The sequence below is a fragment of the Roseinatronobacter bogoriensis DSM 18756 genome (genome assembly GCF_004366635.1).
In the GTDB taxonomy this organism is placed as follows: domain Bacteria; phylum Pseudomonadota; class Alphaproteobacteria; order Rhodobacterales; family Rhodobacteraceae; genus Roseinatronobacter; species Roseinatronobacter bogoriensis.
Genome location: NZ_SORN01000005.1, coordinates 36,633 through 51,821 on the forward strand (window position 1 = coordinate 36,633; position 15,189 = coordinate 51,821).

Consider the following 15,189-nt stretch of genomic DNA (forward strand, 5'->3'; position numbering starts at 1 on the left):
GGATTTTTGAAGGGTTAGTTAACATTGATTTCGACACTCTCCGCCAGCGTATTGGCAATGAAACAGTAGCGATGCGCCCTGTCTTGCATATTGGTCAGTTGGTCGTCGCTGACGGAAAACCCGGTGTCGAAGCGTACGACCGGGTTCAGGTCGATCCGTGTGACCGCCATCTGCCCTTTCGCATTCTTGCCCAAATGCGCCTCGGCGTAGTCATGATAGCTGGCCACAGGCCAGCCCGCCTTCGCGCAAAGCGCAAGGAAGGTCATCATGTGGCAGCTTGACAGGGCCGCAGCAAGCGCCTGTTCGGGGTTGGTGTGTTCGGGCGCGCCGCCCCAATCCGGGGCGGCGTCAACCTGCAACTCGTGGCTGCTGTTGTAATGCACGCTATGCGCGTTTGAAAACTTGCCGGTTTCCAAGGCAGGTTCTGTGCGTTGCCAGTGCAACTCGATCGCAAGGGCGGACATGGCAGGCCCCTTACGCTGAAGCTTGTGCTGCGTCAGCCGCGCCGGTCGCTGCAAGGCTTTTACGCGGGTCGAAAAAAGGGCGCTCGACGACCGTCGCTGTCGTCTCGCCTCTATGGGTGAAGACTTGCAGTTTGGTCCCAAGCTCGGCCACTTCAACCGCGACCATGGCAAGGGCGATGTTTTTCTTCAGGCGCGGCGAATAGACTGCCGATGTGACCTTGCCCACAGTGTTGCCATCATGGTTGATCTTCCAAAAGCTTGTGTTTGGCCCTGCCAACGGATCACCGTCGATGATCAGCCCGACCTGTTTGTGCGTAATCCCGTTGTCCCGGATGCGCTGTAGCGCAAATTTGCCGATAAAATCAGCTTCCATGTCCAGATTAACCAGACGGTCCAGCCCTAGTTCGAACGGGTTGGTGTGGATATCGGCATCTGCGTGATAGGACAGCATACCCCCTTCGATCCGACGAATGCTGGAGGTATGGCCGGGCTTCAGGCCGAATGCCATGCCAACGGCCATGATCCGTTCCCACAACGCATCGCCATAGGCCGAGTCGCGCAAGTAAAGCTCATACCCCAATTCGCTTGACCAACCGGTGCGCGACACGATCAGGGGAATGCCGTCCAGTTCCATTTCGCGGAACCAGTAATAGCGCAGGTCCAGTATCTCATCGCCGAACAGTGCCTGCATGATCTTGCCGGATTTCGGGCCTTGCAATTGCAGGGGCGAGACATCGGGCTCGGAAATCGACACCTGCATCCCCGAATGCACTGCAACCCCTTGCGCCCAAAGCAGGATATCGCTGTCGGCCAGCGACAGCCAGAACTGGTTCTCCCCCAATTTCAGCAAGATCGGGTCATTCAGAATCCCGCCATCGGCATTGGTGATCAGGACATATTTGCACTGACCGACGGACATATTCGAAAGATCGCGCGGGGTCAGCATCTGGACGAAACGCGCGGCATCAGGGCCTGTAATCTCGACCTGGCGCTCAACGCCCACGTCGCACAGGATTGCGTCGTTTACCAAGTTCCAGAAGTTCTGTTCAGGATCCCCGAAATCGCGCGGAATATACATGTGGTTATAAACCGAAAACCCTTGCGCACCCCAACGCACGGTTGCGTCAAAATAGGGCGATTTGCGGATCTGTGTTCCGAATCCGAAGTCTTGCGTCGTGTTCATCTTCTCCACCCTTTACTGCGGCTTGGGCGCTGCCAGATGCCGCGGTTCCTCGTGCAGCAGAGATAATGCAAAACGCGCGCAATAGCGGACTGAAATCGGGGCGTTTACGCGGCAGTCCGGGCTTGGATTTGGCGAAAAAAAGACCGTTTGGACTTGGCGCGTCAAGTTTTGCGATATGCCGCCAGCTTGGCCAGATTTGGCTGTTCTGCCTTGATCAGGCGGGTTGCGAAATAGGTCATGTAGCGATCAATCGCCAGATCCGCAGCTAGCAAGTCCTCCATCACGTCCTGAAAGGTTGCAAGGCTGGGGGTCACGACTGTCATCACGTAATCTAGGCCGCCGCCCGTCGCGACACAGTTGATGATTTCGTCAACCGATCTGATATAGGTCTCGAACCTGTCAAAATCGGATTTGCGATGCGAGTTCAGTGACACCGTCACGACAACACGTGTCGCATCGAGAACCCGGTCCAGAGCAATATCTGCATGATAGCCGCGAATGTAGCCAGCAGCCCGCAGCCGTGCCAGCCGCGCCCAACATGGGGTAGGCGAGAGGTTCACGATTTCCGCAAGCTTGGTTTTGCTGAGCTGCCCGTGCCGCTGGACAGCGCTCAGGATACGAATGTCAGTGGGATCTAGCCCTTTTCGTTCTCGCATATATCACCACCCCGTAGACTGACCTTAACGCAAGTCCGTTCAAAAAGGACGACTTCGGTTTGCTCAGGAATATAAAAGAGCGCGGCACCCTGCCAGAGAAGTTTTGCGACGCATTTGCGGGCTGTAGCGTCAAACGGTGGGGGCTGCCCCCAGCGCAACGATCTGATCTTTTGCGGATTTGGCCAGCATAAAGTGCTACAGATTTTACCGCACAACGCCGCACCATGGCCCGACGCTACGCGGCTTCGTGTCCGATGCTGCAAAGTCCCCTTGGTCCCACATAGCAGCCACACGCAACAGCATCGCCTGGCGCGCGGGAACCTTTCGTCATGTGGCGAACACTAGGTGCCTGGTTTAAGGCACCTGACACTAGGCATCATCCAGCGGTGCTGCCGCCAGAACCGGACCAGAGGGCACCGCATCGGGGGATCCGCCTTCGGGTTCAAGGCTGATCGCCAGCGTCAGCCCCGATTCCAGCACTGCCTGAACCTGCGTGACATCGTCACGAAGCAACCCAAGCGAGCGCGGCACACCGCTGTCGTCAATAACCCAGAGTTCGTAATCCTGCCCTGCGGGTGCGGCCGCGCCATCGGCCCGTGTCACTTCCAGCAATCCGGCACTCGCATCCCAGCGCGCGGCAAAGCGCAGGTCTGTTTCTTCTGCGACGAGTTCGGCCTGAAGGACAATAGGCGCTGTTGTGGGCGGCGCGAGTGTCAGCACTCCGATCACCACTGCGGCAATCAGCGCAGTAATCAAAGCACCGCCACGCAGCCCCCAGGAGAACCAGCGCCGTTGCGGCGCGGGGGCGGTAGCGGGGGCGGCGGGGAACAGTCTGTCCTCGATCCGTGGCAGCAAGTCAGCGGGCGGAATTTCCTCATACCCGTCATTCAGCGTGCTCAGCCGGATTTCCCATGCCACGATGCGTTCGGCAAAGGCGCCGTCAACCTCGGCACGTTCGCGCGCACGGCGGCGGTCCTCGGCAGACAGGGTGCCCAGCACATATTCAGCCGCCAGCAGTTCGTCCTGCTCTTCGGGGCCAAAGTCATCTGAAGTGGTCGGGTCGGTCATCTGTCCAGACACTCCTTCAGGCGCAAAAGGCTGCGGCGCAGCCATGTCCTTATTGTATTGAGCGGCACGTCAAATCGGTCTGCCAGTTCCTTATAGGCGATCCCTTCCAGATAAGCGCCGCGCACGGCTGCTGCGCGCTCTGGCTCCAACTCTCCGAAACATTCAACGGCGCGGCGCGCATTGGCTGAGGCAAGAATACGTTCTTCCGCGTCGGTTCCCGAGGCAGGCAGTTGCGCCAGAGGGTCGTCATCTGGCGTGTCACTACGGGCGGTTATGCGCGACATGCCGCGCGCCTCTGGCCGCGCGCGCAGCCGGTCAAGCGCCACATTGCGCGCAATCGCGACCAGCCAGCCCATTGCGGCACCGCGCGTCCCATCGAATTGTGTGGCACGCTGCCAGACACGGATATACACATCTTGCAAAGCATCCTCGACCTCGGACCTGTCCCTGAGCATACGGGTCAGCACGCCGGTGAGTTTCGGGGCGCTTAGATGGTATACCTCACGAAACGCTGCCCGATCCTGCCGCGCAACTTTTTCGAGAAGATCATTTATTACACTGTCACTCAAACCGTCGCCCACTCTGTTCGCTTCACTAGCTGCCTTCAGAGCGCGCGCGGTGTCAACCTTTAATACCTTGTGGCCTTGCTGGACGGCAACGCCGATATTTGTCTTTGACCGGGGCGTGCCTGCAACTATCGCAGGCGATTGCACTGCCAATCTTCCCGGCTGTACGAAGTCGCGTTCACGAAACTGTCAGACATGCAGGCGAAACTTTCGCTTCTGCGCGGCGTCCTTATTGCTGTCCGGCGCGCTGGCCGGTCGAGTAAATGGAGAAGACCATGATTAAGTTCACGATACCCGCCGCCCTGATTTCGGCGCTTGCACTGCCTGTTGCCGCCGATACCGCGATTGGCCTTGCGGGAGAGCGTACGCTTGCGATGATCGACCTTTCGACAGGTCAGGTTACCGGCATGACCGAGGTTGATTATGAGGGCCGTTTGCTTGGCATCGATTACCGCCCCGCAACGGACAGTCTGATCGGCGTTACTGATGAATTCGTCGTGGTCGAGATTGATCCGGAAAGCGGTCAGTGGTCTGTTATTGCCGAAATGGACATGTCTATGGACATTGCCGAAGGCGCTGCGGTGATCGTTGACATCAATCCGGCGGCGGATGCCCTGCGCTTCATGTCCGGCACGACAAACCACCGTGTAAACCTGTCAAGCGGTGAAGTGATGGTCGATGGTGATCTGACCTTTACAGATGGAACCGACGGTATGCCTATGGTCGGGGGGACCGCCTATAGCAACTCTTTCGGCACCCCGGATGAAACTGCAATGTATAACATCGACACCGATCGCGCTGCTCTGCTGCGCCAGACTGCGCCAAATGATGGCGACAACGCGATGATCGGTGAACTGGGGGTCATGTTCGACGGGCCTGTCGGCTTCGACATTGTAACCGATGCTGAGGGCACGAATACGGCGTGGCTTTCTGCGAATGGCGCCTTGCACATGATCTCGCTTGAAGATGGCGCGATCATGGACTCGTGGGAAATTGATGGGCTTGATGTGACCTTGCGTGACCTGACCGTCATGACTGCAAGTGATTGATCTGCCGCTTGGGTGCTGACAGTGCCTGATTAACGTCATGCCGGGGCCATTGGTCCCGGCATGTTTCATTTGTGGCAGGATGCTGGCTTCTTGCTGCAAGTTGCGCAAGTGTCGGAGACTTGCATCCCGGCACAGCGCCGGCAAGACAGGTGTCAGGCCATATCCAGCACTGGCCCGTCCAGCAGGCGCATCAGATCACCGAAATGCCCGTCAGAGCGCGCCGGGCGCGTTGGGTCCGAAGTAATGGCAACGGCAAGGTCGTGGTCCTTGTGTGCGGCAATGATCTGCCCGCCATAGCCGCGCGCCAGCATGTAACCGCTTGGCGAGAGGAACCAGCCATAGCCATAGGACAGCCCCGACCATGGCGACCGTGCGCGGGGTTGCGCCGAGGCTGTCATCCAGTCTTCGCCAATCACCTGTTCATCGGCAAATCTGCCGGTGTCACGCACCAGTTGGGCGATCTTCAGCATTGCGGTCGGGCGCAATGCCATCTCGTTGCCGCCCAGAAAATAGCCTGACGGGTCGCGCGTCCAGGGTGGGATCTCGATATCCAGGGCACGGCCCAGACGTGTGCGCGCCTGTTCCAGCAAGCTTTGCCCAGTCGCCTCGACCAGAGCGGCGCCAAGAATATGTGTTGTGCCGGTTGAATACAGCATCTCTGCTCCCGGCGCGCCGACCATCGGGCGGGTCATCGCATCGGCCAACCAGTTGCGCGTGCTGACCCAACTGCCGTAATTCGCCCCCGAGGTGCGTTCCAGCCCCGCGCGCAGGGTGACAAGATCTTCCATCGTGATTTTGGTCACGCCGGGGGTGGCGTTTTGTGGCACAATGGCCGGGGCCACATCGCCCAGTGCCGCACGCACCGACGCGATCTCTCCCCGGTCGATGGCAGCGCCAAGCAAAAGCGCGACAATGCTTTTCGAACAGGACTTGATATTTGCCAAGCGCTCAAGGCCCGGCCCGCGCGGGGCTTCGGCAAAGACTGTCTCTGACCCGCGACTGATCTGCAAGGAATGCAACTGAGGCAGGCTGTCGATTGCTGTGCGCAGATCATTTGATCGCGCCCGCAAGGTCGCGGGTGCAAAGACGGTAGCTGCGGATGCGATAAGAAAGCTGCGGCGAGAATTCATGCCGACTGTTCTAAGGGGCTTGTCTGCCGCGTCCAGACCTGACCGCTTGTAACCGATGCAAAAAACGCATTCGTGATGACCTTGTCAGAGGGTCGTTTTGCGTTTGCACAACGTGGCATCTGGCAGGGAATGCGACAATGGTAGATGCTGCGCACAGGGCATATTTGTGACGCAAGCCACCCAAAGGTGCCAATTTTTTTTATCGAAAGTGGTGTCGGTTGTCGAAATAGCCTAGTAAGGTCAGAGTGATTTGAAGAGATTCTGTCCCGGCGCATGTGCACAATTTCAGTGTGGCAGCGGGCATTGATGTATTGGCAATATTTTACGGAATATATTTGATTAAGGGTAAAACGACGCATGTTTTCAGATGAGTCCCGGATCACGACCCGCTTTGGCGCGGGCCGCGCCCTGACACGACAAGCCGTTGTAATCCTGATTGGATCGGCATTGCTGGCGGGCTGTGCTCCGCGGCCTGATCTGGATGAAATCCGTACAAGTTTTGATGCACCACCCGATATTCGCGCAGCGCGTGTCTCAGCCGATGTCGCGCGCAGCACATTTGGTCAGCAGGTGATGCGGGCGGTGGAAAGCCATCCTGAAATCGGGGCGTCCAGTGCCGGGGTCCGCGCCGCACAGGCGCGCGCGGATGCTGAAGGGGGCGGTTTTTATCCGCGCTTTTCAGTGGGCGCCACGCTGGGTTCGATCGTGAACGGAACTGTCAGTGGAAACAGCCTGACCCCGGTGGTTCAGGTCATGCAGCTTGTGTTTGATGGTGGCGAAGCTGCCAGTCGGCAGGTCGCGGCGCAAGCGCGGGTCTTTGAGGAACGTGGCGGACGACAGGAAGTTGCCGCTGCGCTGACGCTTGATGCTGTTGCCGCGTGGTATGATCTGCGCGCGGCGCGCGAACGCGCGCGTATCGCTGCCGATAATGTGCGCGCGCATCAAAGGGTGCTTGCGCAGGTGCAGGACCGCGCAGATGCCGGGGCAGGCGGGAATTCCGATGTTCTGACCGCGCGCGCCCGTCTGGCCACGGCGCAGGCCCGTGCCGCCGATGCCGATGCCCGTGTCGAGCGGGCAGAGGCAGGTTTCGCAGCCAGTTTCGGACAGCGCCCCGCGACGCAGTTGCCCGCGGCGCCAAAAGCGCCCAGCTTGCCCAGAGCAAGCGATGAAGACCTCATTGCGTCAAGTCCTCGCATTCTGGGGATGGAAGCCAGAATCGCAGCCGCTCAGGCCGATGTCGCGGTCGCCAGATCGCAGCGTTTCCCGCAATTGCGGGTGGATGGGCGCGCGCAGCGCGGCAGCCATAGTGCCAATCTGGATGTGTCATATGACCCCGGTGCTCCTGGCAGCCAGCAGGCCCGCATTCGCGCAGCCGAAGCGCAGCTTGATGCCGTTCGTGCCATGCGCGAGGGGCTTGCCCGCGATATTTCGCGTGCACTGGCTGACCTGCGCTCTGACCAGCGGGTAGGTGCTGCGCGCGTGGCCGCCGCACGCGAGGCCGTGAATGCCAATCAGGCAACCGTAGAGGCATCGCGCGAAGAATTCTCGATCGGGCGGCGCTCGCTTCTGGGGCTGCTGGATGCGCAGCGGGACCTGTTCGAGGCGAATGAGTCACTGATCGCGGCAGAACAAGAAGTCGCGCTGTCTGGCTATGCCGCGCTGGCCCTGACCGGGGACATTCTGGATGCGTTCGCCATTAGTCTGCCAAGCCCGACCGGAGATACGCGCCAAGAGGTTGATGCCGAGGATGGCGCATGAACGAAACGCTCGAGATTGGAAGGGACGCATCGGTGCCAACCAGCGCAGATGCAGAGGGCATGACTTCGTTGGAAGCATGCATGTTGCATGTCGCCGCCAGTCTGGACCGGCCCATCACCCTTGCTGCATTGCAGGCCGCACAATCGGGAACGCATGGGGTAGTGACGCTACGCGATGCGATCACCGCCGCCGAGCGCGCGGGGCTGCAAGCCGGCTTTGGCAGGCGCGCGCTGAAGGATTTTGATCCCAGCCTGACCCCGGCAATCCTGATCCTTGATGATGACCGGGCCGTGGTGCTTGAAGATGTACTGGCCGATGGCCAGCTTGCCGTGTTTGACCCGGCCTTGGGGCAGGGTGTGGGTATTCTGGCGCGGGACAAGCTGGATGCGGCCTATACCGGCTTTGCACTGCTGATGCGCGCCGAACACCGCGAGGATATTGCACTGAATGCCACGGGGCGGCAGGGGCATTGGTTCTGGTCGACCCTTGCCGAAAATCGCTGGGCCTATAGTCAGGTACTGCTGGCAGCTGTTCTGGCAAACTTTCTCAGCCTGTCGACTTCGCTGTTCATCATGGTGGTCTATGACCGGGTGCTGCCCAATGAGGCGATTGAGTCGCTGATCGCGCTGACGATCGGGGTTGGCATCGCGCTGCTGTTCGATTTTCTGATCAAGTCCTTGCGGGCCGGATTCATCGACCGCGCAGGCCAGCGCGCCGATATGGTGATGGGGCGACGGATTTTCGACCAGATCCTTGATTTGCAGATGCGTGCGCGCAAGGGCTCGACCGGGGCACTGGCCAGCACCCTGCGCGAGTTCGAGACATTGCGCGATTTCTTCACTTCTGCCACGCTGGTGGCTGTGGTGGACCTGCCATTCATCCTGTTATTTATAGGGGTGATCTATCTGATTGGCGGGCCATTGGCGATCGTGCCTGCGCTGGCAGTGCCCTTTGTGCTGATCGTCGGTATCGCCGTGCAACCTATTCTTGCACGGCTGGCGGAAAAGAGTTTTGCCGACGGGCAGTCCAAGCAGGGGGTGCTGGTTGAAACCCTGTCAGGGCTGGAAACCATCAAGGCTGCGGGCGCGCAGCGCCAGATGCGCGCGCGGTGGGAAGATGCGATTGCACGCCAGTCGGACCACGGGCTGAAAAGCCGCGCGGTTACCCAATTTGCCATCAACGCGACAGCTTTTGCGCAGCAGGGCGCGCAGGTCATGATCGTGTTTTATGGTGTTTTCCTGATTACGGCCGGTGAGGTCAGCATGGGGGCGCTGATCGCAGGTGTGATCCTGACAGGGCGGACATTGGCCCCTCTGGCGCAGCTGGCGCAAACCCTGACACGGTTCAATCAGGCGCGCACATCCTATCGCAGTCTGGACGCGCTAATGAAGGCGGAAAGCGAACGGCCAGAGGGCAAGGGCTGGATTTCGCGGCCCAAGTTGGATGGCGAGATCAAGTTCGACGGGGTCTCTTTCGCCTATCCTGACCAGAGTGTGGACGCGCTGCGCGATATCTCCTTTACGATCAAGCCCGGCGAGAAAGTGGCTGTTCTGGGCCGGATCGGGTCCGGCAAAAGCACGGTCGCCCGTCTGATGCTGGGGCTGTACCAGCCGCGCGAGGGGGCCGTGCTGGTGGATGGTGTCGATATTCGCCAGATTGATCCGGGGGATCTGCGGCGCAACATGGGGTCTGTCCTGCAAGACATCTGGCTGTTTTCCGGGACCGTGCGGGAAAATATTGCGATTGGTGCGGTGCAGGCGCGCGACCACGAGATTATCGAGGCCGCGCGCATTGCAGGGGTCGAGGATTTCGTGCGCCGCCACCCCTCGGGCTATGACATGATGCTGGCCGAACGCGGCGAGGGGCTGTCAGGCGGGCAGAAACAGGCGATTACGCTTGCCCGCGCGCTGCTTGGGCGGCGTCCGATCATGCTGATGGATGAACCGACTTCGAGCATGGATGTGCAGAACGAAGCGGAAGTGATCACGCGGCTGAAAACCGAACTGGCGGACCGGACGGTGGTTATTGTCACCCATAGAACCAGCCTGCTGGACCTGGTGGACCGGGTGATTGTGATCGATCAGGGGCGCGTGGCGGCGGACGGGCCAAAATCCATTCTTGCGCGCGCTGGCGTGAAAGGGGGTAGCAATGGCACGCAAGCATGATCTGGACAGCCTTGCGCGTGAAATGCAGGGTCGCCAAAGCTGGCGCGGCAGCCTGCTGCTTGCGGTGATCTTGTTGTTCTTTCTTACTGCCGGGGTCTGGGCCGCACGCACTGAAATTGATGATGTCACCCGCGCAGAGGGGCGCATCGTTCCCTCGCGCGACCTTCAGCTTATTCAGGCAACAGAGCCGGGCGTTTTACAGGCGCTGCATGTTGTCGAAGGCGACATTGTCGAGGAGGGTGACATTCTGATGGAACTGGATGGCACACAACTGTCCAGCCAGCTTGATCAGGAACAACAGCGCGCCTATGGCCTGATGGCCCGTATCGAACGGTTACAGGCCGAAATTGACCGCGTCGATCTGGTCTTTTCTGATGTGCTTGTGGCACAGGCACCCGCGGTCGTACGCTCGGAAACGGCACTTTACCATGCGCGCAGTGACGAACTGTTGTCAGAGATCACGATCATGGAACGCCAGCGCAACCAGCGGCAGGAGCAGTTCGCCGAAGGGCTGGTCGATCTGGAAACGGCGCGTGATACTTTGGCGATCCTATCCGAAGAGCGCGCGATGATAGAGCCGCTTGTCCAGCGCCGGGTAGAGCCGGAAACCACGCTTCTAGAAATGCGTCGACGCGAGTCCGAGTGGCGCGGGCGTGAAACCCGCGCGCGCGCCAGCATCGCCCGATTGCAAGCCGGGCTGGAGGAGATCGACGATCAGATCCGCGCCTTGCGCGCACGAAGCCGCGCGGCGGCCTTGTCTGATCTTGCGCTGGCCACGGCCGAGCTTGCCGCGCTGGAACCCAGCCTGCCAGCATTGCGTGACCGTGCGGACCGCGCGGCGATCCGTGCGCCGATGCGCGGGGTGGTCAACCGTATTCACCGATCCACCCTTGGCAGCCTTGCGCGCCCCGGCGAAGACCTGATCGAGATTGTTCCGCTGGATGACACGCTTCTGGTCGAAGCCTATGTGCGGCCCTCGGACATTGCCTTTGTCTACCCGGGCCAGCCGGTCAAGGTGAAGGTGACAGCCTATGATTTCTCGCGCTATGGCAGCCTGAACGGTGAGATTACACGCATCGGGGCCGATGCTGTCACACGGTCAGAGCGTGATACGGAAGAATTCTTTGTCGTCCATGTCCGCACCGAAGAGAGCTTTCTTGATCGTGACGGGATCGGGGTCGAGGTAATGCCGGGTATGGTGACCGAGATTGACATGCTGTCTGGCCGCAAAACCGTGCTGGAATACCTGACAACGCCAGTGGTGCGGGTGAAGGAACGTGCGTTCCGGGAATAGCTTGCTTTTCTGTGGCAACGGCACCTGTCGTCAGGCCAACACTGTATCCGCGCGCTTTCTTCCTCTCGGACATGACCCTGCGAGGGGTCATGCTTGAATTGGGCCATCGGCTGGCTAGTTTTACCGTAAGTGGTGCTTGACCTTGGCGACAGGGAAAAACACCAAGAAGAAAATGGCAACAAGTTCCAGCCAGGGGAAGGGAAATCAGATGGGCATTTGCCTTGCACCTGAGCATGTGTTTCGCCGGGCTGATTTACTGTGTCTTTTCTCTTTGCCATGCCGCTTCAGGGTTTATTGGTTAGAAATCCATGAGTGGCGCAACTGGGTGGACAAGACTCTGTCCGGACCAAGACAAGAAAGCTACGCCGCATGAAGCGCCGCGATTTGCTTTCTAACAGTGCCTTGGTAGCTGTTGGGGCGATATTTGGCGGCGTCCCCGGTGTCGCCAGAAGTGATGACCCCTTTGGTCTTGACGCGCTGATTACGCGCGCGCAGGCCCTAGCGGAACAGCCCCATCAGGGCGCTGCGGACGCCTTGCCACCCCCGTTTGATAGCCTTGATTACGATATGTATCGCGCCATTCGTCCGCGCGCAGGTCGCGCTGCGGGGCTGGACATTGGTGCGCACTTCCAAGCAGATTTGCTGCCGCCGGGATGGTTGTTCAACACACCGGTCCAGATATCTTTGCCCGGTCGGCGCGCACGGGTGGATTTTGAACCTGAAAGTTTCGACTTCGATCCGCGCTATTTCCCTGATGGTGCGCCACAAGGCCCATTCACCGGACTTGGGCATTCTGGCTTGCGCATTCGTTATCCGTTGAATTCCCCCGACCAGCTGGATGACCTGATCGTCTTGCAAGGCGCAAGTTATTTTCGTGCACTCGCGCGTGACGTTGCTTACGGCCTGTCTGCGCGCGGGCTGGCATTGGGAACGGGTGGCACAGGCCCCGAAGAATTTCCGGTTACCCGCGAGATTGATGTGTTCGACACCAATGACGGGCAGCTTCATTTTGGTTGCCTGATCGACAGTCCGCGCGCGGCGGCAGCGCTGATCGTGCACTTGCGTCCGGGGAATGCAGAAAACCCCGAAACGGTCATGCAATGTGATCTGCATCTATTCGTGCGCGAAGTGGTCGCAGATATCGGAATTGCGCCGTTGACGTCGATGTTTCAGCACAACGCCCTTGGACCAGCCCGCGTGGATGATTTCCGCCCTGCGGTCCATGACAGCGACGTGCTGGTTGTGGACAATGGCGCGGGAGAGCGGTTGTGGCGTCCATTGGCAAACCCCGCACAGGTGGAAATGTCGGGGTTTCTGGATGATGGACCTCGGGCCTTTGGACTGCTGCAAATGCCCGACAATTTCGCAGCGTTCCGCGATGCCGAAGGGGCGTATCACCGGCGTCCTTCGGCCTTTGTCGAGCCTGTCGGCGCATGGGGAAAAGGGGCTGTCTGGCTGTTGGAAATACCCACCGCCAATGAATATGCCGATAATACTGTGGCATTCTGGCGTCCGCTTGACCCGTTGCAGCCGGGACGCGCACATCGGTTTCGCTATGATTTACGCTGGACCCAACCGGGGCTGGCCGCGCTACCAGAAGCCGCAGGGTTGGAGTTGCTGCCCGTCAACAGCGCATCGGGGGTCAACCCGGAAGACACAGCGTCAAGGCTTTTTGTGATTGATTATGCCGTGGCGGGCGACACGCCGCTGCCAGTCCCCGACGATCTTGAACTTGTCATTGCGCAACCTGAAGGGGCGGTCATTTCCGGGCAGGCGCTGTATAGAATAGAGGGAGAGCGCCCGAAACTTCGGGTCAGTTTTGTGCTGACGCCGTCAGAGGCAAGCGTGCGTTGCGAATTGCGGATGCAACTGCGCAAGGCGGGCCGCGACATCGCGCCTGTCTGGCTATATCGATGGAGCCGTGCTGTTGATGGTGGTCCCTGAAAAGAGCGGTGAAACCGAAGGTTCTGCCTGTGCCATGCCGCGATTCGTGTATGTTTGCTTGCACGAACAAGTATTTCGGAACAGCTTGAATGCCGATGTTCGGTTTTCGCAAGAATCGAGAATTTCGAAAACTAAAGCCCAAACGAAAATAGAACAAATCGGTTTGAGATATTCGTTATGAAAATAGCGAACAATTATTGGGCTGAAACGAAAAAAACTTGCATGAAATATTTTCGTTGTACTAGGTAGCGCAGAGAAATAGCGCCGCGCACCAGGAGAGTTCATGCCGCGATCCGATGAAGGAAAGGCCACCCCAGAGACTGTTCATGATCTTGTGATCATAGGTGGCGGTATCAATGGCTGTGGGATTGCGCGTGACGCGGCAGGGCGGGGCCTTTCAGTGGCGTTGTTCGAGAAAGGCGACCTTGCGGGCGCAACCTCTTCGGCGTCGACCAAGCTGTTCCACGGCGGGTTGCGGTATCTGGAGTTTTTCGAGTTTCGCCTTGTACGCGAGGCATTGATGGAACGCGAGACGCTGTTGCGTGCAATGCCCCATATTTCATGGCCGATGCGCTTTATCCTTCCTTATCATGAAGATATGCGCTTCGAGAGTGATACGCCAACGTCTAAACTGTTGTCACGGCTTATGCCCTGGATGAAGGGGCGTCGCCCTGCTTGGCTGATCCGGTTGGGGCTGTTTCTGTATGACAATCTGGGCGGGCGCAAGATTCTTGCAGCAACAGCCACCCGCGCACTGGCCGCCACGCCAGAGGGGGCGCCCCTGCAGGACCGGTTTGCGAAAGCCTATGAATATTCGGATTGCTGGGTCGAGGATGCGCGTCTGGTGGTCCTGAATGCCCGCGATGCAGAGGCGCGCGGCGCGCGCATTCATACGCGGGCAGAGGTGACCTCGGCCACTGCGCTGGTGGATGGTAGCTGGCAGATCACAGTCAAAACCGAAAGTGAAACGAAAACTGTTCGTGCGAAAATGCTGGTGAATGCGGCCGGGCCTTGGGTGGGGGATGTAATTCACGCCAAACTGCGCCTCAATAGCCGCGAGAATGTGCGCCTTGTGCGTGGCAGTCATATCGTGACTCGCAAGCTTTATGATCATGACAAATGCTATTTCTTTCAGGGCACGGATGGACGGATCATCTTTGCCATTCCCTATGAGCAGGATTTTACCCTGATCGGCACGACTGATGCGGAACATGACGACCCGTCGCGCGCGCCCGTCTGCACGGATGAAGAGCGTGATTATCTGTGCGACTTTGCCAGCGCGTATTTCGCCCAGCCCGTCACCGCGGCGGATGTGGTCTGGACCTATTCCGGCGTGCGCCCGCTCTATGATGACGGGGCAAGTTCGGCCACGGCGGCCACGCGCGACTATACCTTGAAGATTGATCGAAGTGCGGGCGCGCCTGTTCTGAACATTTTTGGCGGCAAGATCACGACATACCGGCGGCTGGCCGAGTCTGCATTGGAGAAGATTGGCACCGTCCTGCCTGTCGCCAAAGGGGCATGGACCGCAGGTGTGGCGCTTCCGGGGGGGGATTTTGCGCATGATGGTGTGCCCGCGCTGGTGGCGGGATTGCAGCGCGATTATCCGTTCCTAAGCGATTTCTGGGCGCGGCGACTGGTGCGCGCCTATGGCACTCAAGCCCGCACTATCCTTGGCGGTGCGAAAACCGCCGATGATCTGGGGCAGGACTTCGGGGCTACCCTGACCCAGGCGGAGGTCACATGGCTGATGACCCGCGAATATGCCCATAGCGCCGAAGATGTGCTGTGGCGGCGCTCGAAGCTGGGTTTGCGGTTGGATCAGGCGCAGGTCGCGGTTCTGGATGACTGGATGGCGCGCAACCGGTTGAACGCGGGCACGGAAGCAGGCAATCTGAAAGTATGAAAAACG

Annotated in this window: 12 protein-coding genes; 6 read left to right on the top strand and 6 right to left on the bottom strand. The window is 59.3% G+C overall.

What is annotated here, in order from left to right; translation table 11 throughout:
- Positions 1-14: 14 nt before the first annotated feature.
- The 5 genes from EV660_RS11870 to EV660_RS11890 all read right to left on the bottom strand — a co-directional run bounded on the left by EV660_RS11870 (position 15) and on the right by EV660_RS11890 (position 3,940).
- Positions 15-464: an OsmC family protein gene (locus tag EV660_RS11870; RefSeq protein ID WP_071480220.1), complete on the bottom strand. Its 450-nt coding sequence runs from the start codon at positions 462-464 to the stop codon at positions 15-17.
- Positions 465-474: 10 nt separating this feature from the next.
- Entirely contained in the window at positions 475-1,647 is a 1,173-nt protein-coding gene (locus tag EV660_RS11875; RefSeq protein WP_071480221.1) for a glycine cleavage T C-terminal barrel domain-containing protein, read from the bottom strand.
- A gap of 161 nt (positions 1,648-1,808) precedes the next feature.
- Complete coding sequence (locus EV660_RS11880; protein ID WP_071480222.1) at positions 1,809-2,303, bottom strand: Lrp/AsnC family transcriptional regulator; 495 nt, start codon at positions 2,301-2,303, stop codon at positions 1,809-1,811.
- A gap of 369 nt (positions 2,304-2,672) precedes the next feature.
- Complete coding sequence (locus EV660_RS11885) at positions 2,673-3,371, bottom strand: anti-sigma factor (RefSeq protein WP_071480223.1); 699 nt, start codon at positions 3,369-3,371, stop codon at positions 2,673-2,675.
- A complete protein-coding gene (locus EV660_RS11890; protein ID WP_071481985.1) occupies positions 3,368-3,940 on the bottom strand; it encodes a sigma-70 family RNA polymerase sigma factor in 573 nt (190 codons plus the stop codon). Before EV660_RS11890 ends, EV660_RS11885 begins: the two co-directional genes overlap by 4 nt.
- Before the next feature lie 272 nt (positions 3,941-4,212).
- Between EV660_RS11890 and EV660_RS11895 the strand changes: the two genes are divergently transcribed.
- Positions 4,213-4,986 carry a DUF4394 domain-containing protein gene (locus EV660_RS11895; RefSeq protein ID WP_100319124.1) on the top strand — a complete coding sequence of 258 codons (774 nt, stop codon included), beginning with the start codon at positions 4,213-4,215 and terminating at the stop codon, positions 4,984-4,986.
- A 152-nt stretch (positions 4,987-5,138) separates the two neighbouring features.
- On the opposite strand, the gene EV660_RS11900 is transcribed toward EV660_RS11895, so the two are convergent.
- Positions 5,139-6,116, bottom strand: a complete 978-nt coding sequence (locus EV660_RS11900; RefSeq protein WP_071480225.1) for a serine hydrolase domain-containing protein — start codon at positions 6,114-6,116, stop codon at positions 5,139-5,141.
- Positions 6,117-6,473: 357 nt separating this feature from the next.
- Here EV660_RS11900 and EV660_RS11905 point away from each other — a divergent pair, with 357 nt between their 5' ends.
- From EV660_RS11905 to glpD, 5 genes are all read left to right on the top strand, one after another.
- Positions 6,474-7,874, top strand: a complete 1,401-nt coding sequence (locus EV660_RS11905; RefSeq protein WP_071480226.1) for a TolC family protein — start codon at positions 6,474-6,476, stop codon at positions 7,872-7,874.
- The gene (locus EV660_RS11910) at positions 7,871-10,039 is read left to right on the top strand and encodes a type I secretion system permease/ATPase (RefSeq protein WP_084634795.1); all 2,169 of its coding nucleotides are present in this window, start codon (positions 7,871-7,873) and stop codon (positions 10,037-10,039) included. The genes EV660_RS11905 and EV660_RS11910 overlap by 4 nt, the downstream gene beginning before the upstream one ends.
- Entirely contained in the window at positions 10,023-11,333 is a 1,311-nt protein-coding gene (locus tag EV660_RS11915) for an HlyD family type I secretion periplasmic adaptor subunit (protein ID WP_071480227.1), read from the top strand. The genes EV660_RS11910 and EV660_RS11915 overlap by 17 nt, the downstream gene beginning before the upstream one ends.
- 369 nt (positions 11,334-11,702) lie before the next feature.
- Positions 11,703-13,277, top strand: coding sequence for a glucan biosynthesis protein (locus tag EV660_RS11920; RefSeq protein WP_071480228.1), 1,575 nt, complete (start codon positions 11,703-11,705; stop codon positions 13,275-13,277).
- A 283-nt stretch (positions 13,278-13,560) separates the two neighbouring features.
- Entirely contained in the window at positions 13,561-15,183 is a 1,623-nt protein-coding gene (gene glpD / locus EV660_RS11925) for a glycerol-3-phosphate dehydrogenase (RefSeq protein ID WP_071480229.1), read from the top strand.
- Positions 15,184-15,189 lie beyond the last annotated feature (6 nt).

Coding starts and splice junctions, on each gene's coding strand:
- EV660_RS11920 (WP_071480228.1), top strand. CDS start 11,703: ATGAAGCGCCGCGATTTGCTTTCTAACAGTGCCTTGGTAGCTGTTGGG.
- EV660_RS11900 (WP_071480225.1), bottom strand. CDS start 6,116: ATGAATTCTCGCCGCAGCTTTCTTATCGCATCCGCAGCTACCGTCTTT.
- EV660_RS11915 (WP_071480227.1), top strand. CDS start 10,023: ATGGCACGCAAGCATGATCTGGACAGCCTTGCGCGTGAAATGCAGGGT.
- EV660_RS11910 (WP_084634795.1), top strand. CDS start 7,871: ATGAACGAAACGCTCGAGATTGGAAGGGACGCATCGGTGCCAACCAGC.
- EV660_RS11895 (WP_100319124.1), top strand. CDS start 4,213: ATGATTAAGTTCACGATACCCGCCGCCCTGATTTCGGCGCTTGCACTG.
- EV660_RS11880 (WP_071480222.1), bottom strand. CDS start 2,303: ATGCGAGAACGAAAAGGGCTAGATCCCACTGACATTCGTATCCTGAGC.
- EV660_RS11870 (WP_071480220.1), bottom strand. CDS start 464: ATGTCCGCCCTTGCGATCGAGTTGCACTGGCAACGCACAGAACCTGCC.
- EV660_RS11875 (WP_071480221.1), bottom strand. CDS start 1,647: ATGAACACGACGCAAGACTTCGGATTCGGAACACAGATCCGCAAATCG.
- EV660_RS11885 (WP_071480223.1), bottom strand. CDS start 3,371: ATGACCGACCCGACCACTTCAGATGACTTTGGCCCCGAAGAGCAGGAC.
- EV660_RS11905 (WP_071480226.1), top strand. CDS start 6,474: ATGTTTTCAGATGAGTCCCGGATCACGACCCGCTTTGGCGCGGGCCGC.
- glpD (WP_071480229.1), top strand. CDS start 13,561: ATGCCGCGATCCGATGAAGGAAAGGCCACCCCAGAGACTGTTCATGAT.